This is a genomic window from Streptococcus sp. FSL E2-3494 (genome assembly GCF_038007085.1).
Classification (GTDB): domain Bacteria; phylum Bacillota; class Bacilli; order Lactobacillales; family Streptococcaceae; genus Streptococcus; species Streptococcus thermophilus.
The window spans coordinates 1-26694 of record NZ_JBBOWN010000002.1; the positions used below are offsets into that span (position 1 = coordinate 1).

Annotated in this window: 28 protein-coding genes and 1 pseudogene; 3 read left to right on the forward strand and 26 right to left on the reverse strand. The window is 37.1% G+C overall.

Features of this window, described 5'->3' with window-relative positions:
- The 6 genes from NST05_RS08345 to NST05_RS08370 form a co-directional block, all read right to left on the reverse strand.
- On the reverse strand, window positions 1-346 hold a 346-nt coding region (locus NST05_RS08345), incomplete at its 3' end, for a cation:dicarboxylate symporter family transporter (RefSeq protein WP_340742994.1).
- A 122-nt stretch (window positions 347-468) separates the two neighbouring features.
- Window positions 469-1161 carry a methionine ABC transporter permease gene (locus tag NST05_RS08350; protein WP_084825771.1) on the reverse strand — a complete coding sequence of 231 codons (693 nt, stop codon included), beginning with the start codon at window positions 1159-1161 and terminating at the stop codon, window positions 469-471.
- Window positions 1161-2228, reverse strand: a complete 1068-nt coding sequence (locus NST05_RS08355) for a methionine ABC transporter ATP-binding protein (RefSeq protein ID WP_084828480.1) — start codon at window positions 2226-2228, stop codon at window positions 1161-1163. The genes NST05_RS08350 and NST05_RS08355 overlap by 1 nt, the downstream gene beginning before the upstream one ends.
- The gene (locus tag NST05_RS08360; RefSeq protein WP_084828479.1) at window positions 2221-3594 is read right to left on the reverse strand and encodes a M20/M25/M40 family metallo-hydrolase; all 1374 of its coding nucleotides are present in this window, start codon (window positions 3592-3594) and stop codon (window positions 2221-2223) included. Before NST05_RS08360 ends, NST05_RS08355 begins: the two co-directional genes overlap by 8 nt.
- A 61-nt stretch (window positions 3595-3655) precedes the next feature.
- Window positions 3656-4561, reverse strand: coding sequence for a MetQ/NlpA family ABC transporter substrate-binding protein (locus NST05_RS08365; protein ID WP_084828478.1), 906 nt, complete (start codon window positions 4559-4561; stop codon window positions 3656-3658).
- 160 nt (window positions 4562-4721) lie between these two features.
- A complete protein-coding gene (locus NST05_RS08370; protein ID WP_084828477.1) occupies window positions 4722-5570 on the reverse strand; it encodes an amino acid ABC transporter substrate-binding protein in 849 nt (282 codons plus the stop codon).
- A 128-nt stretch (window positions 5571-5698) separates the two neighbouring features.
- On the opposite strand from NST05_RS08370, the pseudogene NST05_RS08375 reads away from it, so the two are divergent.
- Window positions 5699-6054, forward strand: a pseudogene (locus tag NST05_RS08375) (transposase); the annotation flags it as partial.
- A 222-nt stretch (window positions 6055-6276) separates the two neighbouring features.
- On the opposite strand, the gene NST05_RS08380 reads toward NST05_RS08375, so the two are convergent.
- From NST05_RS08380 to NST05_RS08450, 15 genes are all read right to left on the reverse strand, one after another.
- Window positions 6277-7485 carry an MFS transporter gene (locus NST05_RS08380; RefSeq protein WP_011225463.1) on the reverse strand — a complete coding sequence of 403 codons (1209 nt, stop codon included), beginning with the start codon at window positions 7483-7485 and terminating at the stop codon, window positions 6277-6279.
- A 25-nt stretch (window positions 7486-7510) separates the two neighbouring features.
- Entirely contained in the window at window positions 7511-9157 is a 1647-nt protein-coding gene (locus tag NST05_RS08385; RefSeq protein ID WP_011225462.1) for an NUDIX domain-containing protein, read from the reverse strand.
- Window positions 9154-12045, reverse strand: coding sequence for a non-ribosomal peptide synthetase (locus tag NST05_RS08390; RefSeq protein ID WP_011225461.1), 2892 nt, complete (start codon window positions 12043-12045; stop codon window positions 9154-9156). The genes NST05_RS08385 and NST05_RS08390 overlap by 4 nt, the downstream gene beginning before the upstream one ends.
- Window positions 12046-12275: 230 nt before the next feature.
- Window positions 12276-13124 carry an amino acid ABC transporter substrate-binding protein gene (locus NST05_RS08395; RefSeq protein WP_011680725.1) on the reverse strand — a complete coding sequence of 283 codons (849 nt, stop codon included), beginning with the start codon at window positions 13122-13124 and terminating at the stop codon, window positions 12276-12278.
- A 164-nt stretch (window positions 13125-13288) separates the two neighbouring features.
- Entirely contained in the window at window positions 13289-14002 is a 714-nt protein-coding gene (locus NST05_RS08400) for an ABC transporter ATP-binding protein (RefSeq protein ID WP_011225459.1), read from the reverse strand.
- 1 nt (window position 14003) lies between these two features.
- A complete protein-coding gene (locus NST05_RS08405) occupies window positions 14004-14783 on the reverse strand; it encodes an energy-coupling factor transporter transmembrane component T (protein WP_084828475.1) in 780 nt (259 codons plus the stop codon).
- On the reverse strand, window positions 14780-15757 hold the full coding sequence (gene cbiM, locus NST05_RS08410) for a cobalt transporter CbiM (protein ID WP_011680723.1): 978 nt from the start codon (window positions 15755-15757) through the stop codon (window positions 14780-14782). Before cbiM ends, NST05_RS08405 begins: the two co-directional genes overlap by 4 nt.
- 3 nt (window positions 15758-15760) lie before the next feature.
- Window positions 15761-16600 (reverse strand): urease accessory protein UreD, encoded by an 840-nt coding sequence (locus NST05_RS08415; protein ID WP_084828474.1) that lies wholly within the window; start codon window positions 16598-16600, stop codon window positions 15761-15763.
- Window position 16601: 1 nt separating this feature from the next.
- Complete coding sequence (ureG, locus tag NST05_RS08420) at window positions 16602-17216, reverse strand: urease accessory protein UreG (RefSeq protein ID WP_002889928.1); 615 nt, start codon at window positions 17214-17216, stop codon at window positions 16602-16604.
- A gap of 29 nt (window positions 17217-17245) precedes the next feature.
- A complete protein-coding gene (locus tag NST05_RS08425; RefSeq protein WP_002946398.1) occupies window positions 17246-17959 on the reverse strand; it encodes an urease accessory protein UreF in 714 nt (237 codons plus the stop codon).
- Window positions 17949-18401, reverse strand: coding sequence for an urease accessory protein UreE (ureE, locus tag NST05_RS08430; protein ID WP_002949549.1), 453 nt, complete (start codon window positions 18399-18401; stop codon window positions 17949-17951). Before ureE ends, NST05_RS08425 begins: the two co-directional genes overlap by 11 nt.
- Window positions 18402-18540: 139 nt before the next feature.
- The gene (gene ureC, locus NST05_RS08435; protein WP_084828473.1) at window positions 18541-20259 is read right to left on the reverse strand and encodes an urease subunit alpha; all 1719 of its coding nucleotides are present in this window, start codon (window positions 20257-20259) and stop codon (window positions 18541-18543) included.
- Window positions 20260-20274: 15 nt separating this feature from the next.
- Window positions 20275-20586, reverse strand: coding sequence for an urease subunit beta (locus tag NST05_RS08440; RefSeq protein WP_002886559.1), 312 nt, complete (start codon window positions 20584-20586; stop codon window positions 20275-20277).
- Between the two features lie 11 nt (window positions 20587-20597).
- Window positions 20598-20900, reverse strand: a complete 303-nt coding sequence (locus NST05_RS08445; protein ID WP_002886558.1) for an urease subunit gamma — start codon at window positions 20898-20900, stop codon at window positions 20598-20600.
- Between the two features lie 24 nt (window positions 20901-20924).
- Window positions 20925-21440 (reverse strand): AmiS/UreI family transporter, encoded by a 516-nt coding sequence (locus NST05_RS08450; RefSeq protein ID WP_024704185.1) that lies wholly within the window; start codon window positions 21438-21440, stop codon window positions 20925-20927.
- 404 nt (window positions 21441-21844) lie between these two features.
- On the opposite strand from NST05_RS08450, the gene NST05_RS08455 reads away from it, so the two are divergent.
- Window positions 21845-22216, forward strand: coding sequence for a hypothetical protein (locus NST05_RS08455; protein WP_224107488.1), 372 nt, complete (start codon window positions 21845-21847; stop codon window positions 22214-22216).
- A 441-nt stretch (window positions 22217-22657) separates the two neighbouring features.
- On the forward strand, window positions 22658-23137 hold the full coding sequence (locus NST05_RS08460; protein WP_224107489.1) for a DUF4153 domain-containing protein: 480 nt from the start codon (window positions 22658-22660) through the stop codon (window positions 23135-23137).
- A gap of 145 nt (window positions 23138-23282) precedes the next feature.
- Here the strand turns inward: NST05_RS08460 and NST05_RS08465 are convergent, their stop codons facing one another.
- From NST05_RS08465 to NST05_RS08485, 5 genes are all read right to left on the reverse strand, one after another.
- Entirely contained in the window at window positions 23283-23615 is a 333-nt protein-coding gene (locus NST05_RS08465) for a DUF805 domain-containing protein (protein WP_024704184.1), read from the reverse strand.
- Window positions 23616-23721: 106 nt separating this feature from the next.
- Entirely contained in the window at window positions 23722-24291 is a 570-nt protein-coding gene (locus NST05_RS08470; RefSeq protein WP_232694047.1) for an ATP-binding cassette domain-containing protein, read from the reverse strand.
- Between the two features lie 217 nt (window positions 24292-24508).
- Window positions 24509-25684 (reverse strand): IS256-like element IS1191 family transposase, encoded by a 1176-nt coding sequence (locus tag NST05_RS08475; protein WP_159341049.1) that lies wholly within the window; start codon window positions 25682-25684, stop codon window positions 24509-24511.
- Window positions 25685-25768: 84 nt separating this feature from the next.
- On the reverse strand, window positions 25769-26137 hold the full coding sequence (locus NST05_RS08480) for an ABC transporter transmembrane domain-containing protein (protein WP_252989163.1): 369 nt from the start codon (window positions 26135-26137) through the stop codon (window positions 25769-25771).
- Window positions 26138-26220: 83 nt separating this feature from the next.
- A complete protein-coding gene (locus tag NST05_RS08485; protein WP_252989162.1) occupies window positions 26221-26616 on the reverse strand; it encodes an ABC transporter transmembrane domain-containing protein in 396 nt (131 codons plus the stop codon).
- Between the last annotated feature and the right edge of the window lie 78 nt (window positions 26617-26694).

Genomic DNA, 26694 nt, shown 5'->3' on the forward strand with positions numbered 1-26694 from the left:
CAGCCGCCTTAGTAGCTGAGGCTGCTCCTAATTTTAAGGAAATTGGAAAAATATAGTGAGAAATAACAGCTGTCAAAGCAGCCGCAAAGGTACCAAAGAGATAAAGCACAATAACTGTCTTCATGTTACTCTGCTGACCTTCACGTGTTTGAGAGAGGGCATTCGCAACCAAAGCGGAAACCAAGAGTGGTGCAATCGCCTTTAATCCACCAACAAACATGTCTCCCAAAAGACCAATAACCGTAATCTTTGGAATCAGTAAACCAAGTATAGCGCCAATTACCACACCAATGGCAATACGCTTAATCAGACTGGTCCTATTCCAAGCTGAAATAAAACGTTTCATAACTAATTAACTCCTTTTTGTGATTAGGGCAACCACAAAGCATTCTACAGTTTCCATGTTATGATAAATTACTGAAATCGTCAAGATATGAAAAAAGCCTTTGATAAATAGGCTTTCAAATTCTATTTATGACTCAACTTACGGGTCAAGAAATCACCGAGAAACTGAATAAGGAAAATCAAAATCAAAATCAAGAAGGTTGCCAAGATGGTAACTGATGTACTTGAACGATTGTATCCGTAGTAGATGGCGATGTAACCGAGACCACCTGAACCGATAGCTCCAGCCATGGCAGTTTCACCCACAAGGGAAATCAAAGTCACTGTTGATACACGAATCAATTCTGGGAGTCCTTCGCCAAGATAAACCTTAATCGTGTCCCAAAGACTTGCACCACTAGCTTGTGCTGCTTCAATCACTCCACGGTCTAAGTCTGCCAGTACAACCTGTACTTGACGTGCAAAGAATGGGAAGGTTGCAGCTGATAATGGGACCAAAGCCGCTGTCTTACCAAGGTTAGTCCCTACGATAAAGTATGTGAAGTCTTTCAAAATGGCCAAGAGGATAATGAAAGGAATGGCACGAAAGATTGAAGTAATTTTATCCAATATTTGGAAAATAAATTTATTTTCAATGACACCGCGAGGACCTGTCAATACTAAGAAGAGACCCATAATGAGACCGAGAAGCCCACCAATGATGAAGGAAATCACAGTCATATAAAGTGTCGCGTAGATGGCATCTGGCCAAGAGTTAGCCCCCTGCATACCGATACGATAAATATCTGGAAAGTTTTGTTGAATCCAATCTGACATTATTGGTCTCCTTTCTTAAGTACTCGCAAGCTAACACCTGCATTTTCAATCGCTTTTTGCGCAGCAATAACCTTATCAGAATCACCATCTAAAACAACGACCAATTCACCAACAGGGGTATCACCGAGAATCTCAACATTTCCATAAAGAATATTACTTGAAACGCCGAAGTCTTTGAAGATTTCAGTCAAAAGGGGTTTATCTGTTGAAGAACCTACATATTTAAGCTGAACAAGAAGTGCAGATACAGGTAAGTTTTTCACCAAAGGTTGTGCATTAATCTTAGCCAAGGCATCCTCAATCCCTGTTGCAGTTTCAATAAATTCTTGTGTCAAATCCTCTTGTGGGTTTGAGAAGATATCAAGAACACTTCCTTCTTCCAAAAGTTGACCATTTTGCATAACAGCCACACGGTTACAAATGTCTTTGACGATTTGCATTTCGTGAGTAATCATAACAACTGTCAACCCAAGTTTTGTATTCAAATCTCGTAAAAGTGAAAGGATTTGTTTAGTTGTCTTAGGGTCTAGAGCTGATGTAGACTCATCTGAAATCAAGATTTCTGGATCGTTAGCCAAGGCACGCGCAATCGCTACACGTTGTTTTTGACCACCTGACAATTGTGCAGGATAGTTTTCGGCACGATCTGCCAAATCAACCAACTCTAGAAGATCACGAATTTTTTTATCCTTCTCTTCATTACTTAGTTTAGAATGACGAAGAGCAAAGGCTATATTTTCATAAGCTGTCTTTTGAGCCATAAGATTAAAGTGTTGGAAAATCATCCCAATCTTTTGACGTTTCTGACGCAATTCTCTTGTCGTTAATTGAACCTGACCATCCTCAAAAATCACATCTTCACCGATAGTGATTTTACCAGCTGTAGGTACTTGTAAAAGATTGATAGCACGAACAAGAGTAGATTTACCAGCCCCTGAATAGCCAACGATTCCGTAAATATCACCTTTTTCAATCTGTATGGACACATCCTTAACCGCTTGAATAGTGCGACGTTTCTGCGTAAAGGTGATATCAATATTTTTCAAATCAATAATGACATTACTCATAACTTGCGATTAACTCCTTAATTAGTTCAATATGGGTGTAGTAATCTGCTAGGCTAACATTTTCATCCCCACCATGATCTCGACTATTAGCATTTCCTATACCGAAAGCTGCCATAGGAACACCCAAAGCCTCGTAAATCATATGCATAGGACCTGTGCCTGCAGCTGTCGGAAGTACAGCGACACCTTCCTCATAAAAGCCTTTTGCCAACTCAATAACGTTGACAATAGCAGGAGCTGACATATCACTCCGATAACTTTCTTCACCAAGAGTGAAGGTTACCTTGATATGATCAAAACCCTCTTTTTTGAGGTGAGCCTTGATACAATCCAAAACATACTCAGGTGTCAAACCAGGGACCAAGCGCATCTCCATCTTAGCTTTGGCTTGAGCTGGCAGAATGGTCTTAACACCTTGCCCCTGATAACCTGTCGAAATCCCTTCAATAGAAAGAGCTGGCTCAAAATAATACGTTTTTAAGAAAGCACGACGGTCGCTTTCCAAAATTGGTAGTTTTAAGCCATAAATCTTACGGAGGCTATCTGCATTTTCAATGGCGTAAGTCTCGATAAGATCCATCTCACGTTCATTTGGCTGGATAATTTTCCCATAGATACCATCGATAAGAATACGTCCCTGATCATCACGCATGCTTGAAATAGCATTGAGTAAGTACCAGGAAGCAGATTCAATAACCGCACCAAATTTAGAGTGGATATCAACATCCGCACTCTCGACAGACAAGTCAAAGGTAATAATCCCCTTGTTGCCACCCGTAATTTCTAATTGTCCTTTACTATTTCGATTTCCTTGTTCCCAAACCAATAAGTCTGCTGGGAGAAGGTCATCACGGTATTTTTCTAAATATTTTCCAAGGTCAGTCGAAGCAGACTCCTCAGCCCCTTCCATCATAAAGGTAATATTAACAGGAAGGTCTCCGACCTCGCGAATATACTTACGAAGAGCTGTCAACCGGGCTGTAATATGCCCCTTATCATCATCGACACCGCGACCATACATGTAACCCTTACGAACTGTCAAACAGAAAGGATCATCCGTCCACGGTTGATCATTGTCTGCTGGAACAGTGTCGTAATGTTGGTAAAAGATAATCGTCTTAGCATCTGGGTTTGGACTCTTGAATTTAGCCAAGACAAAAGGTGCCGCATAGGTCTCGTCAACAGTTACCTCTGCTCCTACACGAGAAAAAATTTCACCGAGGTAAGCAGCAACGTCATAGAGACCAATATTTTGAGCAAAAATAGATTTTTTAGAAATCAAAGTTCTCAAAACTTCAAAATAGTGCTGAGCAACTTCATCATTACGAAACTTTCGTAGCTGCTCTTCTTCACTAGGAAATGCCATCAAATAGACTCCTTCATATACGACAAAACGGCGTGCTCTCACACGCCCTTTCGCCCTTAGCTTATTTCTTTGAATTAGCTTCCAATTGATCTCGTGTTGGTGCACCTTTCCATGCTGGAAGGTCAACTTTGTTAGAAGCATCATAAATGATTTGGGCAACTTCATCATTTTGGTAAGCCTTAATCAAAGTCTTGATAGCATCGGCTTTGTTTGATTTTTCCCAATCTTTATTAGCTGCAATGATATTAACCCATTCTTTCAAATCTTGACGACTTGGATCTTCTTGGAAGAGGGTTGTTTTATAGTCAACATTTTGTTGTTGTGCATATGAGTTGTTAACAACTGCAGCGTCTACTGATGAAAGAGTTTGGGCAGCTTGTTCAGCAGAGATTTCTTTGATCTCCAATTTCTTTGGATTTTCAGAAATATTCTTGATAGTTGCCAATTCGCCATCTTTAACATCCAACTTAAGCAAACCAGCTGTTTGAAGGAGAGTCAAAGCGCGACTTTCGTTTGTACTATCGTTAGGTACTGAGATAGTAGCTCCCTCTGGAAGCTCTTTAACATCCTTATACTTAGCTTTACCGTTTTCAGTTCCTGAGAAAAGGTGGAGTGGGCTAATGAGTGTATCAGCTACTGGAACGAGATCACCTTTATTTTCTTTGTTCCAGTTGTTCAAGAAATAGATGTGTTGGAAAGCATTAACGTCGATTTCACCATTTTTAAGAGCCTCATTTGGTTGATTATAGTCTGTGAACTCTTTCAAGTCAATTGTAACACCCTTGTCTTTAGCCAATTCTTTGACTTTATCCCACACTGGCTCAGTTGTATCATCCAAAGTCATGATACCAACTGTCAATGTTTTATCATCTTTAGCAGATTTGTTACCACCGGCACCACAAGCAGCCAAGGCTACTATTGAAGCGACTGCCAATCCTGTAATTCCAAGAATTTTTTTAAGTTTCATAACGAACTCCCTTTAATTGTTTTAAGTGTTAAATTATTATCCCATAAGATGAGAATTGTAGCAAATTGTTTATAATTGTATATCTCTATAGCTATTAACTATACCTTGCCCTAGATTTTAATTATATGAAAAAACTGAGAATCAATCCCAGCCTTCTTTATTATTTTTTACTAGGAACTTTCAACGCATCTTCAGCTGGAATATAGTTTTTATTTCCAAGGAATTTTTCAGCCAATTTAGCCAAAGTACCATCTTTTCGGAGTTCTTTCAAACGCTTGTTTACAAATTTTTGAAGGTCTTTTTGATTATCAGCAAACAAGAAGTAAATGTATGGTTGTTGATCAGACTTAAGTTCAATGGTCTTCAAATTACTCAACTTATTATTTTTGATGATTGTATTAACAGTTGGTGCATCAAAAATCTTGAAATCATATTTACCTTCATTCAAGTTTGTCAACATTTGTGTAATGTTTTCATTAGTATAGTGGAGTTCAACTGGCTTATCTGGATGTTTCTCATTGAATTCAGTCAATTGAGTAGCTGTTGTTGTTCCTTGAACAACCTGTGTTGAGTGTCCAGCAATGTCATCGTATTTCTTGATCTCACTATTTTTTGGAACAACCAAAACAGCTGGTGTGGTAGCAATTGGATATGAGAAGAGGTATTTTTGGTCACGTTCTTCTGAGTAAGAGATGTTATTCCCGGCCATTTGGTATTTACCTGCGTCAAGACCTGTAAATACTGAAGACCATTCTGTTTTTTGGAATTTCACTTCATATTTATCAGAGTCTTTAAAGACTGCTTTAGCCACTTCTACATCGTAACCGGTCAATTCACCATTTTCTTCATATGAGAATGGTGCCGTTGTCCCAACAGTAGCAAAGTTAATTGTTTCTTTGCCACCTGAAGATTTAGATGCTTCTTTTGGTGATTTAGATGAACATGCAGCAAGCAAAGCCACTGAAGCAATGGCTACACCCGTAATTCCAAGAATTTTTTTAAGTTTCATAATACTCTCCTTTGAGATTGATTGTTTTTATTGTAACAGAATTCACTAAGCTTAACTAATACTTAAACATAATCAAAGTGATAAGAAAATACTATCACCTAAAAATATCAATTGTTTGACAAAGAGCCGAATTGCTTCGTCTTTCTGAACGCAGACGGGTTGTCTTAAACGACATGGTAGCTCTAGCTCAGCCTTTACCAGAGTATGACATCTTACGGTCAATTCCTGGCATCGCAGAAACCACAGCGACATCTATCATTGGCGAATTGGGAGATATTCGTCGCAGTATACCAATCAAATCAACGATTTTATTGGCATTGACCTGAGACACTATGAATCTGGGAACTTTCTCGCTAAGGAACACATCACTAAACGAGGGAATCCCTATGCCAGTAAAATCTTGTTCAAGTACATTCACAACATCGCTTCAGCTAGTCATACCAATCCCTGCAATATCGCTGACTTTTATGAGAAACGAACAAGACATTTAGAGCTATTTCTAAACTAATCGGCGACCCATCTACTGTCTCTAAAAAAGTATGTAAACACCTTACCATCAAGGAATCAATCAACACTCAAAATGTGAGGCCCGCCCACTTCTAAAACGATTACCTTATGTGTGTAATGGTTGCCCTAACAAGTATATAAATTGTGACTTTACTAAGCAATTTTACTACGCCATCGGAGCTAAAATTACTCTGAAAATTTACCTCAATCTTTTGCTAAAAATCCTATAAAAGAGAAGCGAAATACCTCCTATAGATAAACCAACGATAACAAAATTAAAGATATTTTTAGGGCTTAAAAGAAAAGTAAATGTCATTGTCCCAATGGGCATAAATAAAATTGCAACAGTAAAAATAATCCCAAAAACTCTACCAAGAAAGACATTATCCACATTCTTTTGGATATATGAAAAAAACTGTAAGTTGAACATAGTCAAAAACAAGTTGAATAAAGCAGGATATAACGCAAGCATATAAGCACTTGGAAAAACACAGTATACCATAGGTGTCAAAGATAGAAAAACACCTGATACTCCAAGATATAAAATCATTGTTTTTATTTTCAAAACTTTATTGAGAATACTGCTTAAAGACGCTCCAATAAGACCACCTACTGCTTCTGCTCCTAGGAAAACACCGTATAAGCCAACGGTAACTCTTGGGAACATCTGATTGCTATATGGTAACAACAGATTATAAGCTGCTAAAAAGAAATTAACAATCGCAGATAAAATAACCAAGTACAAAATTTCCTTTTGACTAGCTAGATACCTTCCTCCTTCAAAAAGATCTGAAAAGATTTTCGATAATGAAAACACCTGTTTCCCAGTACTTTCTTCAAGTATGGGACGAATAAAGAGAATAAGCAACCCAGATGCAATAAATGTTATCCCATCTAGACGTAAAATACCATATAATCCTAGTAAACCGTATAGAGATACCGATACCAGGGGAACAACGACTTTAACTACCGTTATAAACGATTCTAGTAATGAGTTTAGTTTTGAAATATTATCTGCTTCCACCACTTCTTTAGTAAAAGCCTTATAAGCAGGGCCTGAAAATGATGAGAAAAAAGCTAATATAATGTTTGTGATAACCACAGCATAAATCAACCACTGCTGATTAGAAATAAAAGATAAGGCAAGACACAATACTCCGCTTAAAATATCTGTTAAAATGATAATCCGTTTTCTTTGAAAGTTATCAGACAGAACACCACCAAAAAGATTAAAAATCACACTGATGATGTTTTCTAATGTCTGATAAATACCAACTAACATAAGTGACTTAACATTTACACTCGATAAAAAAGTGTTATTCGCAAAGTCAAACATAATATCTCCAACACGAGAAATAATACGGCTCCCTACAAGTAAATATGTATTTTGTTGTTCTTTTTTATTCAAAATAAACTCCTCAGATATTTGTTCATTAGCAGAACTCTTCTAACCATTGCTTCGCAATATTATAGTTATCCTCATCCGAAAGAGTGTTTACTTGCTTAGCTATAGCCATTTCTCTATCTTCAATAAACTTCTTAGCTGTATATAGAATGGCTGCCTGGACTAATAAAATATAATTTCCCAAAGCGGAGTTTACTACAAAATTAGTTGGTGTTCCTTGATTTAACAGATAGAAATAGTTGTCTTCACTTTCATATCTAGTGATTAATGAAGTTTCGACTATTTCTTCATATTCATCCAATAAATAGCTATAATTAAATTCATCATCACTAGATGTTGCAGAGACTAGGAAGGTTCCATCTTTGATAGAGCGAAAATCTAAAATATCTAGACTTTTTGAACCGGTCGCACAAAAAATCAAATCAATATTCTTGAAATCTTTTTCTAGCAAAATGTCGCAACCATCACGTACCGCTTGAATAGTTCTCATGCTATCTTTTTCCAGCACCTTCGGTCTAATACCAAGTTCTCTTAATTTGGTACAGATGCCGTAACCGATTTTCCCATATCCAATACAAACCACTTGCATATATTGCATTAATAAATTTTTTTGATGTAATATATAATCTGTCCCAAAAACAATATCCGCACCAACTAAGTAATCCTCATTCTTCTTCAGGGGATTTCTAGCGACAGAAAATAACGGATATTCTATTTGATCAATAACATTCTCATATTTTTGAATCCCATTTTCTGTATCTTCAATGATACACTCGATAGGTAAGTTTGGAATCTGAGCAATTGAGGCAAAATACCCACCAATGTCTAATAAAATTGTTTTACTCTTTATCCCCAGATAATCTACATTAAAATATTCATCCCTTGAAGCTAATGTTAATCTTACCCCCATATTTTCTAGCTTGTGCCATACCATCTTATCAACAGAGTTTGGTTTAGCACACACTAACAAACGATGCCCAAATATTTTTTGCAATGTCATGATAATCGGTATTGTACTTGGAATAATATGTTGTACAGTAATACATGATATGTCTTCAAACGATGCACCTTTCAGCATATTAGATAAAAAACGTTCTTGAGAAGCTGCTTCAAGTTTTTCAATCTTCTTAATGATTTCCTTATAGCCGTCCATGTCCTTTACATTATCTAGCTGAATCCACTCATAGGAACTCGATTCGTTGCTGTCAATTTTCACATCAACCTCATTTTCAATATAAAATAAATATTGCAAGTCATAATGGTAGTGGGAACGCTCATTCTTCAATTTATTTTCTGGTATCTTATGCACAGAAACATTAAAAGGTATCAAGCTATTCAATGGTTCTGCACATTGATACGTCAATATTTCAGAATCTATCCCAGTCTCCTCAAACAGCTCACGTTTCGCTGCATCTAGCGGGTTTCTATCATTTTTATCAATATGCCCCCCAGGCTGTAGGTATCTTTTTAAAATATTATGGTGAACCATCAATAAACGCCTGTTATCTTTTGAAATAACAAATGCTGATGCTGTAAAATGCCCAATGAAATTCTTTCTATTTATCATCTCTTGATCATCTTTTTCATTAAGCTGTACCAAAACGTTATTCAATTTATCCTTTTCCTGAATATTATTCAGTTGGTACCCCTCTACTATATCTTTATAAATACTCATCGGTTTGTCTCCTCATTTTCCAGTCGTTTTTTATCAATTACTTTTAGCTCGAATTTGCTATCTTTATGCATTAAGTCATAAACACTATTACTCAATAACTCAGATTTTATAACTGCGTATGCAAATCGCTCATGTACAAATACATTAATAAAATTTTTATCAAAATCAACATCAATTATATTATTAATAGTATCTTTTAACCTAAATGCTTCGCCAATGAAATTTATTGATAGAGACAGATTATTTAATCGTTCTTGCACTTCTTTAGCACTCATATCATTTCCTAACATTGCAATTTCATAGTAATCAATACCTGTACGATAGATCTCCAAAATTTTGAAATGAGAGTTTTTAAACTCCTCAAAAGTTTCAGTTCGATTTACTTGGAATGGAATTTTCTTGTGAATGTCTCCTATTAAGTCATACGCATCAAACTGTTCATAATCTCTAAAATCCAAAGATAGACCCCCAGATATAGCAGACAGATTATAGTCGCTTAAAATACACTGTGAGATAGCATAAATTGTAAAAAGATATACATCGTCTCCTTTAATATCTTCTGGTAAAGAAACTTGAAAACATTGAACTTCATCATTTAATTTCTCAAACTCAATAGCAGGCTTTATCTTTGGCAATCTAGCAAGAACATCCCCAGAGACATCATTCTGTAACACCTCCCTTTTAAACTGCGAAAAAGCAACCAGTGAACTACTAGGTACTTCATCAATAACTATCTTTTTTTCGTACAGTTGATATACTGTATCTCCAAGTTTATTTAATGATGATGCATCAATAGAATGATATGGAAAATAAAATCTTACTTTTTTATCTCTTGTTCCCACCACAATAATTGGAATAGGAATCACTTCTATATTATCTAATATTCCTTGTAATTCTAACTCTGTTGGTAAATTATTTAGTACAATAATATTAGGTGAGTAATCTCCTTCATTCACAATACCTATGCTAAATCGAGTTTGCTCCTTTTCGACAACAAGTCTAAATATATCAATTTTATAGCTTAAATATTTAATAATATGGTGCAGCTTATTCAATTCTAAATAAGTCACTTCTTCCAGTGCTAAATTAAAACCAATAACACGATTTTGATTGTTTTTATAAAGTCTCTTTTGTGTCGGGCTAGGAGTAATAATATTTTTCAAATAACGATAATTCATTTTTGTGAGATTATACTCTAAATTAACCAAGTCATGTTCTTTAGTAAAACTATCGTTTGGCTCAGTTGAACGTTCTTGAAAAAATGATTTATTTCTAATATAGTCCACAATCGAATCTACACTCTTTAGCCTATAAAAATCATTTTCTTTAATTTCAATATCAAAGATATCCTCAATCTCTAAATAAAATCTAACTAATTCTAACGAATCCAAATCTGTGATATCAACTCTTTCAAATTTAGATAGTACATCTAAAATATTTTTTCTAACATCATCTCCTTGTTGACTTTGTTTTTTATAATAATATATCTCAAGCATTTTTGGAACATCCAACTTTCTATTCTGATTGAGATAATAACTCTCAACTTTAACTACCGTCGGATTTAAGTAACTAGGTAAACTTCTAATAATATCTTCTTTAATATTCAAATCGGCTTCATAAAATACGACAAGTTTCTTCTTATAAAAAACAACTCGTGATGATTTAACTGATTTAAGTTTATCTACAATAGATTTTACCTCATCTAATTCAATACGAATACCATTTACTTGGACTTGGCTATCTATTCTTGAACTAAATACCAAGTTATCTCCTTGGTAATAAACGTAGTCCCCCGTTACATAGTACCTATTTGAACCTATCAACTTAAACTTAGCTTTATTTAATTCGGGTTGTAGTCTATACCCTTCCGTTACTCCATTACCACCAATTAGAAGTTCTGCCATCTTAGAATTCTCTTTTTGAGAAGCTATCTTTAGTTGAACCCCAGGCAAAGGCTTACCAATTGGAACAGTATTATATTTTCTATCTTTCAACTCATAGTAGGTTGCATAAATTGTTGTTTCTGAAGGCCCATATAAATTAAATACTCGACACCCTTGCTGAATAAGCCCTCTCAACCTATTCGCTAATGAACTAGGAAATGTCTCACCTGCTAGACACAACGCTCTTAAATTCTGGAATACTTCTGGCCCACTAATATCAATAATAGTTTCAGCAAAAGACGGAGATAATGATAAATGAGTTATCTTCTTTTTCTCAATTGTTTCTCCTAGTCGAATAATATTCTGAATCCCACCATCGTAACAAACCAAAGTACCACCCGTATATACAGGTGCCAAAATCTCTGTTAATGAAACATCAAAAGTATAGGGAGTTGTAAATAAAAATTTTGATTCGGAAGTAAACTTCACAATTTTATAAAATTCTTTTACAAGCCAATCTATGTTATCATCAGTTAAAAATACTTTTTTAGGAACCCCAGTAGTTCCAGAAGTACAGATAATATGTGCAATTTCATTCTCTTTAGTTGTAGCTACTTCTTGATACTCACTGTAACTTTCTAATTTTTTGGGTAAGAGCAAAAGAGTTACTGAATGATTTTCAAGTTTAACATCCCTATCACTTATCAACACGTCAAAGACAACTTCGCTAATACGTTCTAATGATATTTTGACCTCAAGACTATTTGTTATAGGTAACGGAATTTTACCCGATTTCATTATCCCCAAAACAACTGGTAAAACATACTTATTTTTTTCTATATAAAAAGGTACAGTCTCTTCATCGCTATTGAGTAGTAGCTGCTTAGCAATAAAATTAGACATCACATCTACTTCTTGAAAAGTAAACTCTCCTCCGCTATACATAACAGCAACTTTAGAAGGATATTGTTTCACCGTATCACTAAAAGTTTTTAATATGGTCATTTCTCTTCTCCTTAATTTGATTGATTATGCACTGTCATTCATAATTTATCCACACACAACAATAAGAATTTCAAAAGCAATTTTCAAAGTTGGCAAAAATTTTACCTTTTTCATCATTTCCCTCTTTTATTTATCATATAATAAACAAAGGCTTTTCGTCACCCACTACAGTTGACAAAGAGCCGATTTTAATTATATGGAAAAGCTGAGAATCATTCCCAACTCCTTTCTTATTTTTTGCTTGGAACTTTCAAAGCGTCTTTAGTTGGAATATAATCTTTGTTTCCAAAGAATTTTTCAGCCAACTTAGCCAAAGTACCATCTTTTTGGAGTTCTTCCAAACGTTTGTTTACAAATTTTTGAAGATCTTTTTGATTATCTGCGAACAAGAAGTAGATGTATGGTTGTTCATCAGATTTAAGCTCAATAGTCTTCAAGTTGCTCAATTTATTGTTTTTGATGATTGCATTAACAGTTTGTGCTTCAAAGATCTTGAAGTCATATTTGCCTTCATTCAAATTTGTCAACATTTGTTCAATATTTTCATTTGTGTAGTTAAGTTCAACTGGCTTGTCTGAATGTTTATCATTAAACTCTGTCAATTGAGTAACTGTCGATGTTCCTTGAACAACCTGCGTTGAGTGTCCAGCAATATCATCATATTTCTTAATATTACTATCTTTTGGAACAGTCAAAACAGCTGGTGTGGTAGCAATTGGATATGAGAAGAGATATTTTTGGGCACGTTCTTCTGAATAAGAGATATTGTTCCCAGCCATTTGGTATTTAGCTGAGTCAAGACCTGTAAATACTGAAGACCATTCTGTTTTTTGGAATTTCACTTCATATTTGTCAGAGTTTTTGAAGACTGCTTTAGCCACTTCCACATCGTAACCAGTCAATTCACCGTTTTCTTCATATGAGAACGGTGCTGTTATCCCAACAGTGGCAAAGTTAATTGTTTCTTTAGCACCTGAAGATTTAGATGCTTCTTTTGGTGATTTAGATGAACATGCAGCAAGCAAAGCCACTGAAGCAATGGCTACACCCGTAATTCCAAGAATTTTTTTAAGTTTCATAATACTCTCCTTTGAGATTGATTTTTTTATTGTAACAGAATTCACTAAGCTTAACTAATACTTAAACATAATCAAAGTGATAAGAAAATACTATCACCTAAAAATATCAATTGTTTGACAAAGAAAAAAGTAGGAAACCTAGAACGATTTCCTACTTATCCTTATTAATAATGTGACAAACGCTCAATTACTTGCTGGTTACTGAGCACTTCCTGGGCAGGAAAGAAATCAGCTTTGCCGTCTTCAAAAAGAAGAACATCAGCCTTTTCGTGATGAAGATGCTTAAAGTGATGAGCAGACATGATAATGGTTTTCCCAGCTGAATGAAGCTCATGTAGAAGTTCCCTAAAAAATTCTTCATATTCTTTAGAAAGATTATTGAAGGGTTCATCAAGAATATACACATCTGGATTAGTTACCATGATACTGGCAAAAGCCACTTTCTTCTTTTCTCCACCAGACAGTTGATAGGGAACGCGATCTCTTAAATCTTCAATTTTAAGCAGGGATAGCGTGTCTTGAACGCGCTGTGACACTTCTTCGGTAAGACCTAGCTGACGTGGACCAAAAGCAATCTCATCATAGACAGTACAATTAAATAACTGACTATCCACATCCTGAAAGAGGATTCCGAGGCGACTATAAAAATCTCGTTTTTGACGTTTGTCCTTCAGCCATTCTTTGAGGTCCTTCCCTAAGAAAAGAATGCGACCAGATTCTTCCTGCTTGAAGCCAGTTAATAAACTGATAAGACTTGATTTTCCAGTCCCATTTTCCCCCATCAACATCACATATTGTCCTTGTCTAATCTCCAAATCAAGACCAGTAAAGACCTTTTTTTGTTCATAGGCACAGGCCACTTGTTTCAATTGAAACATCTCATCCTCCTAACATAATCTGTCCTAAAATCACTGCTACTAGACCTATCAAGGCCAGCCAGTCCTTCCATGTGAATGACTGTGATGACTTGACATACTCACCAACAAAGCAACGTGCTTCCATGGCTTGAGTCAGTTCCTCACCATAGCGTATAGCTTTAAGGTATAAAATTCCCCAGATATTACTTCCAATCCGGAAACGATGGTTGCCGCCAAAGCTTCGTGCTTCAATCCCTTTGAGCAAATCCATTAATTGTTTTCCAAAGACATCGATATATTTTATGGTGATATCTAACTGGAGCAGAACAAGATCAGGAAAATGCAACCCTTTTAATGCCACTAGCATATCACTTATTGTACTTGTCTCTGAATAATAAGCAATGGCTACGGCAATCAAAGGAAGTCTAAAAAGAAAGAGCGATTGACCTCCGCTAAGTAAGAGATGCGGTAGATAAAGAACTAAAGGGAAGATCAACAACACTACAGTTTTTTTCAAAGTTCTTACTAAAACAGAATGCGGTAAAAAAGCCACGCCAGCTCCTAAAAACAAGGCTACAATCCACAAAACTATGAGATTTCGGCTAATTCCCACTAAAACAAGTAAGAAAAAGAGAAGTAAAACCTTAGCTGTTGGATGAAAGACTGATGCTACTTTTAAAGGATGCGTTTCAAACTTTTGAAGAAGAGCTTCCAGATGGTGACGATTCCGGATAAGAAAGTTATTTCTACCGACTTTAGTAACTACTGGGCGCTCTTCCGACATCCAATCTGGCAGAATCATTTTTCAATCTTTCTACCGAAAATCAAGCGATAGAGGATGAAGAAAATCAAAACAGCAGAGGCAGCACTCAGGATATAACCCAAAATTTCTGGAATGCCTGCGATACTATAATCTGGAAAAAGGGCATTGAATGAAAAACCATTCAACATTCCTTTTGGCGCTTGGGCTTCCACATGGTAATGAGACAATTTTTCTACTAACTCTTTGACATCCCATTCTGCAAAAGCTGTTCCCGTCGCCAATAAACCAAGTGGCGTTAGGATAATTAAGGCTAGGATAAAGAGCAATAAAGGACGTAGTTTTTTAGTCGTTATTTCCTGAGTATTATCAATATTCAAACGTTCAATGAATTCTTGAACACCGGCTGTGAAAAATCCTTCTACCAAGCCGATAAGCAGGTGAGTCAAGCCCATTACTGGAAGCGTCACTCTCAAAGGATATGGATTGTAAAGCGGATTACCACTGCTATCTTTAAAGAGAATCGGTTGAATTCCTAGTAAAACCGCAACAGTCAGGGCCGCAACTACAATTCCAATATAACCTCCAAAAAAGCTAGCAATTATCCTATTCTTTGTCCACTTATTCAAGAGTTTATAAACAGCATAACCCACAAATGGCATGACAACAGCCATACAAAAGGCATTCGCACCAAAGGCCAAAATCCCACCATCACCAAATAGCAAAGCCTGCATAGCTAGAGCCACACTAACTGCTAAACAGGAGGCCCAAGGTCCTAACAATATAGCAATTAGCACTGCCCCAACAGCATGGGCACTCGTTCCACCTGGGGCTGGAAGATTAAACATCATGATAAGGAAGGACAAGGAAGTCCCGATTCCCAACATAGGAATCGTTTTTTTATCAGTGTTAACCTTTACCTTCACTTCCTTGACAGCCTTATACCAAATAGGCAACATAACTGCCCCCATTGCCGCACAAGTCATAGGGCTTAGGTAATTTTCAGGAATATGCATTTTTTATCTCCTCATATCATTTTTTCTCAAATTCAAAGTGGTTAATCCATGTATTTCTTTTCTAAAATAGTCTGCACAAGAATAAATGATGCGACGATTATCCTCAGCAGTTTTTCCTAAGATACGTAACACCAAACCTGAGATATCTAAGGATGAAATGGCAAAATCAGACTCAAGATTTAGCCCTTCTAAGTGCTTCTGCAAAGCCTTAACAAAAGCCTCGTCAATATTTGGGGACACCATTACCAAGCTATTGTAATTACGCCATCCTTCAAAATAACCAAGTTTAAACATATCTTGTTTCTCAGGCTCTAAGAGAGTCTGATCGCTATAAACAAGCTCATTATCTTGGTAAATTTGTGTCAAATTACGAAAATAATGGTATTGAAACGGTAAATCCTCATGAGACCAACCTGCCGTTACACCATCTGAATAAATCAAGTGGGCAGACTTATCCATATCAATACGACTTGTTTGGAAATAGCGTGATTTTAAATATGGAATAACTTCATCAGCCATGTACTCCAAATAACTATTTTCTTCAAGTGTGATAGACGTATTCTGTTGTGTCAACTGTCCTTTCTCACACTTGTAAACATAGGTAGGTGTTTGAGTTGTCACCAAGGCATGAGCATCTTTATTAACATCAATGGTCACTTGATACTGCTCACCCTCGACAAAACCCCCACCCATATTAATGAGGAAATAGTAAGGAACGCCATTGGCATCTGAATTATCTGCCGATACTCGAGAGTTACCTTCTTGATATTTCTTGTGGGAAATTGTACGACCATTTCGATTTGAAAATCCAAGATGGACAAAGCCATCGTAAACTTGTGTCATCTTACAAGTCCTCTAGTAGGAAATTCTTACGAATCCATTCTTCTACTTCCTTAACATTGTCATCATTATTCAAATTTGTGAAAATGAAAGAATCTTCGTTACGGAAATGAAGGGTATCTTCACGCATACGATCTAGGTTGGCTCCAACATAAGGTGCAAGGTCAGTCTTATTGATCAAGAACAAATCACTCTTAATCATCCCTTGACCAGCCTTACGTGGGATTTTTTCACCCTGAGCAACGTCAATAATATAAATGGTAAAATCAACCAAATCAGGGCTGAAGGTCGCAGCCAAGTTGTCTCCACCACTTTCAAGGAAAATAACATCCAAATCATGATTAAAGCGCTCTTGAAGAGTTTCAATCGCTTCAAAGTTCATAGAGGCATCCTCACGAATCGCAGTATGAGGACATCCACCAGTTTCTACACCAATGATACGGTCTTCGTCTAAGCTTGAATTTTTAGCCAAGAAAAGGGCATCTTCTTTTGTATAGATATCGTTAGTAATAACTGCTAAATTTAAGTCAGACATACGTCGTGTAAGACGCTCAAGCAAAAGGGTTTTACCTGAACCAACAGGTCCACCAACTCCAATAATTACAGTACGTTTTGTCATTGTTTTTTCCTCTCAACCTTGTTGATATTTTAGGACATGAATAGGCGGAATACCTGTGTTTCATGTTTCATCTGAGCTAATTCAAGACCAGGCGTATTGGCCCCAAGGTAGGACGCATCCAATTCTTGAATTTCTTGTGTCATTTTTTCTAATTGCGAAAAGCTACGTAAAACAATCTCCTGTCCAGCAAACTGTCCAAGGGGAATGGCACGCACAGCATTTTGAACCATCGTCGAAATCACGCTATAACCATAAAGTGCTATGGCTTCATTACATCCCAAGCCCTTGTTAAACACATAGAGCGCAAAGACAATAGCTGGATTGCCGAAGGCCACACCCTTACGTATTTTAGACTGATAGTCATCCAATACCGGAATAGCATGAAGCCTTTGAATGAGTCGAAGCATTTGTTTAGCAATCATTTTAGTCCCCTGTCTTGTTTCACGCGCTTGCGTTGAAACTGTCAAGACCTTATCATAATACCAAACCTGGTCTATGTTATCTGTAACCATAGCATCATAAACCAGTTTGATTACAAGACCTTCACCATATTTAAACTGACTGGCTAAATAGGCTTCTTGCCACTCTTCGTAACCTTTATCATCTGTTACAGTGTCTTCACGCAGATAATTTTCCATCCCAAATGAGTGGTTAAATGATCCAATTGGAAAGGTTGAATCGACAATTTGCACAATTTCAAGATAATCTTGCAAAGATACATTAGCAAAGGGATTAATGTTCATGGGCAGTTAAATTCACATGGCGTAGGGGTTTATCAAGGACCACTTCTTCAATCGTGTAGGCAATCTCTTTTTGAGTCAAGACTTGCTCTACAACTGGGTCAACCTCTAAATAAATCTTGGCATCTTTCACCTCAATCGGTTTATGAGTATTCCCAAGAATGTGAGCTGTGATTCCCATTTCATCCATATCTTTAGGTGAGATGACAATCAAATCCTGTGACTCAACACCAATAGCTAGGACATGGTGATCATCGATAAAAAAGGCAGATCCATTTTGCAATTTTTGTCCCTTATCAAGACGAATACCAAATTCATTCCCATGATCACTCTTCACACGAATAATTTTTTTGTTAAGATCGTCACTCGAAAGAATGACTGTTTCAATATGGTATTTGTCCACATCGATATCCTTAACAAGAGCATCTACTTTTGTAAAAATCATACTTTTTCCTTTTCTATTACATTTTAAAAGTCTAGCATCAGACTCATATAGCAACCTAATAAGTGCTAAAAACGTTATGGCTGTAAAATACAAAAGAGGTTGGAGGAAAAAATCCAGCCTCATGTATATAGCGTTTTCCTTAGAACAAGAAATAACGTTGAGACAATGATGTCGTATGGATTGGCTCACAAGTAACCAACTCATCATCAATAAAGACATCAAAGGTCTGTGGATCGATACGGATTGTTTTTGGAGCGTAGTCATTAAGCTTCATATCACGCTTAGTCAAGTTACGCGTATTCTTAACAGGAAGAACAATCTTATTCAAACCAATTTCTTCTTTGATACCGTGATCATAAGCATATTGAGAGACAAATGTAAGATTTGTTTTATGAACCGCTTGACCATAAGCACCATATAATTTACGCATGATACGTGGTTGAGGTGTTGGAAGACTTGAACCAGCGTCACCCATAACACCATAAGTTAACATACCACCCTTAAGCACCAACTTAGGTTTTGCACCAAATTGTGCTGGTTCCCAGATAACCAAATCTGCAAATTTACCAACTTCTACAGAACCGATATAGTCTGCAATACCATTGGTGATGGCAGGGTTAATTGTATATTTAGCCACGTAACGTTTAATACGGTTATTATCGTTAAACTCTGAATCTCCCTCAAGTGGACCACGCTGAGCCTTCATCTTATCAGCTAGTTGCCAACAACGCATTGCTACTTCACCGACACGTCCCATTGCCATGGCGTCTGAAGTCATGATACTAAGGGCTCCCATATCGTGAAGAACATCTTCTGCAGCCACAGTTTGTTTACGAACACGTGATTCGGCAAAAGATACGTCTTCTGGGATTTTTGGATCCAAGTGGTGACAAACCATAACCATATCTAACAACTCACCAATAGCATTTGTAGTATATGGGTTAGTTGGGTTAGTTGATGATGGCAAAATATTTTCCTTACCTACAAAAACCATAATATCTGGAGCGTGCCCACCACCAGAACCTTCGGTATGGAAGGTATGAACGGTACGACCTTGGAAAGATTCCAAAGTATTTTCCATAAATCCACCCTCATTCAAAGAGTCGGTGTGGACCGCAAAAGAAACATCGTATTTATCCGCAACTTTAAGGGAATTATCAATTCCTGCGTAAGTCGCACCCCAGTCCTCGTGTGTCTTAATTCCTGCTGCACCAGCTTTAATTTGCTCTTCAACCACTTCAGTCTCAGAACCAACACCTTTGGCAAGGAAACCAAAGTTAGCAGGCATATCATCAACAGCTTGCAACATACGAGTAATATGGAATTTACCAGGTGTACATGTTGTTGCATTACTACCGTCAGCGGGACCAGTACCACCACCAAAGAGGGTCGTAATTCCATTATCCAAACCAAATTCAGGAAGGTCAGCAGAAATATAATGTACGTGGAGGTCAATACCACCAGCAGTCACAATCAAACCTTCTGCAGCAATGGCTTCTGTACTAGCACCCACAACAAAGTCCACATTGTCCATTGTATCTGGGTTACCACCGCGACCAATAGCAACAATCTTACCATCACGAATACCGATATCTGCTTTAATAATACCTGTATAGTCAATGATGGTTGCACCTGTAATAATGGTATCAACAACTGATGGATTGTCACGTGTTTCCGTAGCACTAACACCCATACCATCACGCAAAACTTTACCGCCACCGAACTTAGATTCCTGTCCATAAACAGTAAAGTCTTTTTCAATGGCTGCAAAAAGATTGGTGTCTCCAAGACGTACACTATCCCCTACAGTTGGTCCATAGTGTTGAGCATACTCTTCACGATCCATTTTAAAACTCATCGATTTGTCCTCTTTCTAGTCTAAGAAACCATTGACCTTGTTATTGAAACCAAAAATACGACGTTTCCCTCCAAAGTCAATAAGTTGTACTGTTTTCGTTTCACCTGGCTCAAAACGAATGGCTGTACCTGCTGGAATATCTAGACGTTTGCCTCGCGCCTTTTCACGATCAAATTGAAGACCAGCTTCGTTTGCTTCATAAAAATGGTAGTGAGAACCCACTTGAGCAGCACGGTCACCCACATTTTTCACTTCAAGACTAATGGCTTCATAACCACCGTTATAATCAATTGGCTCACTCGCCACATGGTATTCACCTGGAATCATTACATTTCTCCTTACTGAATAGGATCATGAACAGTAACCAGTTTTGTACTGTCCGTAAAAGTAGCTTCAACTTGAATCATTGGAATCATTTCTGCAATACCTTCCATAACATCTTCACGTGTTAAGAGATTGCGAGCTTCATCCATCAATTGGGCAACAGTTTTACCTTCTCTTGCACCTTCAAGCACATAGTCAGTGATTAAAGCAACTGCTTCTGGATGATTCAATTTGATTCCTTTGTCTTTACGTCGTTGAGCAATCATAGCCGCAAGGCTAATCATCATTTTTTCCTGCTCGCGCATTGTCAATTGCATCGTTTTTCCTCCTTAAATCAATGCTTACCACTTGCCCCAAAGCATCAAAAGCCCTGGAATCCAAGCTGTTACAATTCCTTCAAAAATAGCTAGGTAAGGGACAAATTTTCCTAGATTCTTCTTAAGATTAATTTCAATAAAGGCAGTTAGCCATAGGACACCCCACAAGAACCAAATAATACCATACCAAGCATTACCACCGTATCCAGATGTTAAGCAAAGAATCCCTGCTGGTATCGTATTAATTGCCACAAATAAACTAAACCACCCATACAAACGTTGATCAAAATCGAAAATCGTATTGATTGCTGAGTAAAGATAGGTGAAAGCAAATAAAAGACCAGTAGCGCTACCATAAAACCATTCAGCACCTTGCCCTGTACAAGCTCCGTAAGCAATGACAATAATGTTGAGAATCAAACCCAGACCACCCGTAAAGATATTCATGACAACATTTGATTTATCAGGAATACCCTCTAAACGATGGAGTCCATTACTCATCAAAACCATACCAACATAGAGTAGGATGACACCTAACATAAGAACCTCCTAAGTTTTTTTATGTTAATATCATACTACTTTGAAAAAACATGTCAACGAATTTTCAGAAATTTTGCAACATTTAGATAGCAGTCAATCTAACATATAGTGTCAAAAAATGACATCACCTTTGGTGATCCTCGATAGAAGTCCTTTGCTCAATCCCAGATAAACAAACAGTTAATCTCTAAAAAACTATCTTTAGCATTTGACAGTTTCTGACAATATAGCCCGTACAATCTATCATTCAATGTGAGAATAATATTTTTTACTCACCTATTTTTCCAACTCATTCTCCAGACCTAAGTCCATAGACCTATTTTTAGTAATTTTACAGTTGGGTGACAAAATTGAACATTTTTTATAATAAAGTCTTTTTTGGACTAACATCCAAAAGGAGAATTATGATTAAAACAAATAACTATACTACTAATTTACAGCTAGTCTCCCAGGAATATCCCGACGAAAAGACTAGTCTTCAAACCAAAACCAAGAAACTCTTGGAATATTTTTCACCAAAAGACATTTGGAAAATTAAGGGACTGATTGTCGCCTGTCTCGTGGCCTGCTTCCTATATGTCACTTACTTGACCCATTTTTCCTTTGCCTTTCCAGCAATCGTTGTCTTGATAAGTACGATTGAACTGGGCTGTCGTCTATTAGGTGGAAAAGCAAAGGGAATGCGACTTGAATCGGCAATACTTATGGTCACTAGTCTACTACAAGGTTTACAAATTAGTCTTTGGGGTCTGCACGACAACTGGGGGAGCGCTTAGATTCTTTGCCTTCATGCGAGTATCCTCCTTTACTTAATGGCACGTACTGGACAAAGTAGTCAAGACCGTTTGGGAATTATGGTTTGGCTAGACCTCATTATACACTAGCTGCATCTTCCCACTGAAATATTTCTTTATCGGAGCCTGGACACTACTCTATAAAACAGCACCTAAACAAGAGCTCTCTGAAGAAGAAAAACACGCAGTTCAGAACCACAAATGGATGATTCTCATTAGTATCATGATTGCCTTGATACTGATGGTATTCGCTGCTAGTCAGGTCTTGCCTGCTTTCGGACAACTTTGGCAACAGTTCTTCCATACACTTGCTACTCTACTTGATTTCACTATCACCTTCAAGGATAACGGATTATTATTCTCTCGTTTAATAACCAGTATCCCTCTGGCTCAGGACTTTTTGCTCAACTTATTGCAACCTATTTGGCAAAAGAAAAGCCACTTAGTCAAAAACGATTTGAAGGCCGTCTTAAAACAACCCGTCAGTTTCCAAAAGTAGCAGCTTATATCGTACTCGGAAGCCTCTGCCTTACTTATGCCCTATTCATATTAACTGCCACTAGTCAAATGGGAGAACTCCTTTCTCTCAACCAAGTCAAAATTCCAGCCCATCAAGCCTCACATATTGCTGTTCAGGGCTTCTGGCAATTAGTTCGAGTCTCTACCCTTAACTTGGGAATCCTAGCTGGACTTTACATTTTTTCTAAAGAAAACTTCTTCACCCACAAGGGGCTTCGTTTGTTGAGTACCCTACTCTTTACTTTTGCTAGCCTCTTTGCCCCTTATCGCCGGCTGGAAACTCTTTGGCGTTTATATAGCACTTTATGGTGTAACGCCACGTCGCTTACTATCAGGTTGGTTTGTCACAGTACTATTTATTTGGTATGTCCTAACACTTATTAGACTTTATAAACCTATCCAGGCGACCCGTCTCGCTGTATTTTATGCAACTATCAGCTTCACCCTCGTTAGCCTCTTAGGTAGCTTTATTTTATAAGAAAAAAAGAGTGGAACTAGATTAACTAGTTTCATCCTTTTTATATTGGAGTTATTTTGAATCTCTTATAGGAAAGGCATACATCACCCAAAGTACTACTAGTAGTGGTGTCGCTTTTAATACAATCCAAGCAACATTGAAATTGGCATCACGTAGACGACGAATCTGCATAGAAATGGTAGGAAGCGCCGTTGCTGCTATAAATAGAATGAAATCCGTCAATGTAAATCCAGCACCTTTTGTTTGCCCAAGCAAGTACATCAGTAGGAAAACCAAGCTACCGATAACGCCATTAATCAGGACAACCCGCCAATAATCTAATCGTTTTGTACGACCATAAAAATCGAGATAATCTAACCAAAAATTTTTATATGCCTCTAACATGTTTACACCTCTTAATAGTATGCCCCAGTATACTACATAAAGAAGACGGCTGCAAGATTTGAAATTTTAGATTCCTTAATTTTTCTATATAAATAGGAAGATGATTTTAAATGAACTGGAATGGATTGAAGTTGGGACTAGCTGCTTCAAGCTTCCCATTTGCCATAGTCACTACACGACTGACATGTTGGTAGACACTGCTACGGTGAGCAATGAAAATCATTGTTCGTGTCAGTTTAGAAAGATTGGCCATTACTCTACTTTCAGTTTCCCTGTCCAGACCACTTGTAGCTTCATCAAAAATCAAGATTGGTTGATTGGACAAGAGAGCCCTTGCTATAGCTAATCTTTGTTTTTGACCGCCAGACAGACCTCCATCTTCAGATACTTGGGTCTGAAAACCTAGGGGCATCTTTTGAATATCAGCCAAAATATCGGCTTGTTCACAGACTTTCAGAATAAGATGCTCATCAACTTCTCCTTCAAGGCCTAACAATAAATTTTCTAATATTGTTCCCATAAAGACATAGGTCTGTTGTGGAACATAGGCCACCAACTGGCGCAACTCCGCTTGGCTAATAGAAGCTTTGTCTAGGCTTACATGACCACTAGATTTTGTGTAATAACCTGACGAAATCTTCGCTAAAGTCGTTTTCCCAGAACTACTCTGACCCATGATGGCAATTTTCTCTCCCTTATTAATCGTCAAATCAATCTTACTAAGAGTCTCTTACTGATAACTAAAACGGTGACTGACTCCTTTAAAAGCAAGTTGTTTAAAAGATAACTCTTTAAGTTTTCCTTTTTCTTCCTTGTCCACAACATAAACTTCTTGAAGACAATTAGATACTGTCAATAATTATGTGTAAACACTCAAGTAGAGTTGAAGAATGTTAATCAAATAAGCTTTCAAGTGTGTCAGCACATTGGCCAAACCCTTTATGGATGCGTTGATTTTGCTTGAAATTATAATCTTCAAACAGGGTAACTAAATAACGTTCCAGAGCCTCCTCGTTAGGAAAAAGAACCTTCTTTTTCGTTTGACGTTTGATTTCTTTGTTAAGAGACTCAATGAGGTTTGTCGAATAAATGCTATGCCAAATCTGGTAGGGAAACTGATAAAAAGTTAAAAGATTATCCGTATTCTCCAGACTTTCCATGACTTTCCTATACTTTGGTTTCCATTCAGCGATAAAGTTCTCTAAAGCTTGCACTGCCATTTCTAAATTTTCAGCACGATAAATCGTTTTAAATTGCTCCAGAATAACCGCTCTATCTGCTCGTTTCACTTTACTAGCTAGATTTCGACTAATATGAATTAAGCAACGTTGTTGTTTAGCTAATGGGTAAGCCTGATTGATAATCTCTTCAAGCCCCTTGAAGCCATCGGTCACTACAAGAGAAACCTGTTGGATTCCTTGGTTTTGAAGCTTGTCTAACAGGGTGGACCAAGAAGCATTGTTTTCATTTGGAGCGATTTCATATCCAAGAACAGCCTTCTGTCCTTCTGGTGTAATGCCAAGTGCGATATGAATACATTCTTTACTAACGGTTCCACGTCTTAAGGGAAGATAGGTTCCGTCAAGAAATAAAACAGAGTAATTGGCTTCTAAGCTTCGCTCATGAAAAGTAGCGACATTCTCCTGAGTTGCTTTTGAGATATTAGAAATTGTGGCAGGACTATAGTGATGACCATACATTCGCTCGATGATATCACTAATTTCTCGAGTCGTTACACCGGTTTGATAGAGTTTGATAACCATCTCTTCCAAGTGGTCATCTCGACGTCCATAAGCGGGAAGCAAAGCTGGACTAAAGTTCCCATTACGATCTCTAGGAATACTCAACTGAACAGTCCCATATTTGGTTTCGAATTTCCGTGCATAGCTTCCGTTACGACTATTCCCAGAATTATAGCCTAATTTATCGTAAGGTTCATACCCTAAAAAGGCTGATAACTCTGCTTGAAGCAGATCATTCATAGCTGTTTCAAGAGAAGTACGGAAAAATTCATCAATATCTTGCTTTTGGGCTAGGAAGTTAAGTAGTTCTGTGGTAAACTGAGTCATAGGAATAAATCTCTTTCTAGTAATGTTTTGCAACTCTACTATAACGGATTTATTCCTTTTTGTGTTTACACAACTTATTTTACACTACCGACAATTATTGGTGACTTTGGCTTTCTGAATTTTAGATTGGAGATTGATGATATTAATTAAAGAAGTTGTAAAATAATTCAACAACATATTATAGGTAATCAACTGACCTGCAGATAGTTGCCCTTCCATGACCAATTGTGCCCCATACCAGAGGATAAAGACATTAGAAACTAACTGAACCACTGTCTTTAACCCATCCTGCGTTAATTGCCACTTGGCCTTAGACAAAGACTTCTTCAAATAGTCATGGAATTTCACCTCAATTTCTCGATAGCGTCTTTCCTCAACCCTCAAGGATTTTAAGGTTTCAATACCTCGCAAATCATCAATAACAGCGGTATTGACCTGACTATTTGCCTCCATCAATTGATAATTTTCCTTCTCAAAAAGCTTATAAAAAGGCCAGAATAATCAAAACATAAAGAGGAACTACAAAGTTAAGGTCATCAAAAAAAGAGAACGGTTTGTAAAATAAGGGCGACAGCTAAAGTTATCACAATGGTGACATCTAGGAAAATCGATAAGATTGTTGAAGCTAGAGCATCGATAATGGTGTTGGCATCTCTAAAACGTGACGTGATTTCACCAGTACGACGTGAACCGAAGAAACTAATGGGCAAAGAAAGGACATGTTTAATATAAGGAAGGATAACAGAAATGGACAAGTAATTACCCAATCGATGTAGAAGATAATCTTTGAAAAAAGTGAAGACTTGTTGGGCTAGATAGGCGATGCACAAACCGAGAGAAATCACAATCAGAAGAGAATAGTCTTCTTGAGGAATCAAGCGGTCTATAATAGACTGCAAATAATAAGAACCAATAATATTAACAAGGGTCACCAGAAAGCTCAGCAAGACGATGACTGCTATCAAACTTTTACGACGAAATAAAATTGGTAAAAACGAAAGAAGACCAGG

Bases quoted from the DNA above. Each gene is read 5' to 3' on its own strand.
- NST05_RS08455 (WP_224107488.1), top strand. From the start codon at position 21,845: ATGATTAAAACAAATAACTATACTACTAATTTACAGCTAGTCTCCCAG.
- NST05_RS08470 (WP_232694047.1), bottom strand. From the start codon at position 24,291: ATGGGTCAGAGTAGTTCTGGGAAAACGACTTTAGCGAAGATTTCGTCA.
- cbiM (WP_011680723.1), bottom strand. From the start codon at position 15,757: ATGCATATTCCTGAAAATTACCTAAGCCCTATGACTTGTGCGGCAATG.
- NST05_RS08450 (WP_024704185.1), bottom strand. From the start codon at position 21,440: ATGTTAGGTGTCATCCTACTCTATGTTGGTATGGTTTTGATGAGTAAT.
- NST05_RS08370 (WP_084828477.1), bottom strand. From the start codon at position 5,570: ATGAAACTTAAAAAAATTCTTGGAATTACGGGTGTAGCCATTGCTTCA.
- NST05_RS08425 (WP_002946398.1), bottom strand. From the start codon at position 17,959: ATGAACATTAATCCCTTTGCTAATGTATCTTTGCAAGATTATCTTGAA.
- NST05_RS08440 (WP_002886559.1), bottom strand. From the start codon at position 20,586: ATGATTCCAGGTGAATACCATGTGGCGAGTGAGCCAATTGATTATAAC.
- NST05_RS08400 (WP_011225459.1), bottom strand. From the start codon at position 14,002: ATGTTTCAATTGAAACAAGTGGCCTGTGCCTATGAACAAAAAAAGGTC.
- ureE (WP_002949549.1), bottom strand. From the start codon at position 18,401: ATGATTTTTACAAAAGTAGATGCTCTTGTTAAGGATATCGATGTGGAC.
- NST05_RS08355 (WP_084828480.1), bottom strand. From the start codon at position 2,228: ATGAGTAATGTCATTATTGATTTGAAAAATATTGATATCACCTTTACG.
- NST05_RS08350 (WP_084825771.1), bottom strand. From the start codon at position 1,161: ATGTCAGATTGGATTCAACAAAACTTTCCAGATATTTATCGTATCGGT.
- NST05_RS08445 (WP_002886558.1), bottom strand. From the start codon at position 20,900: ATGCAATTGACAATGCGCGAGCAGGAAAAAATGATGATTAGCCTTGCG.
- ureC (WP_084828473.1), bottom strand. From the start codon at position 20,259: ATGAGTTTTAAAATGGATCGTGAAGAGTATGCTCAACACTATGGACCA.
- NST05_RS08480 (WP_252989163.1), bottom strand. From the start codon at position 26,137: ATGGAGGCAAATAGTCAGGTCAATACCGCTGTTATTGATGATTTGCGA.
- NST05_RS08395 (WP_011680725.1), bottom strand. From the start codon at position 13,124: ATGAAACTTAAAAAAATTCTTGGAATTACGGGTGTAGCCATTGCTTCA.
- NST05_RS08365 (WP_084828478.1), bottom strand. From the start codon at position 4,561: ATGAAACTTAAAAAAATTCTTGGAATTACAGGATTGGCAGTCGCTTCA.
- NST05_RS08475 (WP_159341049.1), bottom strand. From the start codon at position 25,684: ATGACTCAGTTTACCACAGAACTACTTAACTTCCTAGCCCAAAAGCAA.
- ureG (WP_002889928.1), bottom strand. From the start codon at position 17,216: ATGACAAAACGTACTGTAATTATTGGAGTTGGTGGACCTGTTGGTTCA.
- NST05_RS08415 (WP_084828474.1), bottom strand. From the start codon at position 16,600: ATGACACAAGTTTACGATGGCTTTGTCCATCTTGGATTTTCAAATCGA.
- NST05_RS08360 (WP_084828479.1), bottom strand. From the start codon at position 3,594: ATGGCATTTCCTAGTGAAGAAGAGCAGCTACGAAAGTTTCGTAATGAT.
- NST05_RS08390 (WP_011225461.1), bottom strand. From the start codon at position 12,045: ATGACCATATTAAAAACTTTTAGTGATACGGTGAAACAATATCCTTCT.
- NST05_RS08385 (WP_011225462.1), bottom strand. From the start codon at position 9,157: ATGAGTATTTATAAAGATATAGTAGAGGGGTACCAACTGAATAATATT.
- NST05_RS08405 (WP_084828475.1), bottom strand. From the start codon at position 14,783: ATGATTCTGCCAGATTGGATGTCGGAAGAGCGCCCAGTAGTTACTAAA.
- NST05_RS08465 (WP_024704184.1), bottom strand. From the start codon at position 23,615: ATGTTAGAGGCATATAAAAATTTTTGGTTAGATTATCTCGATTTTTAT.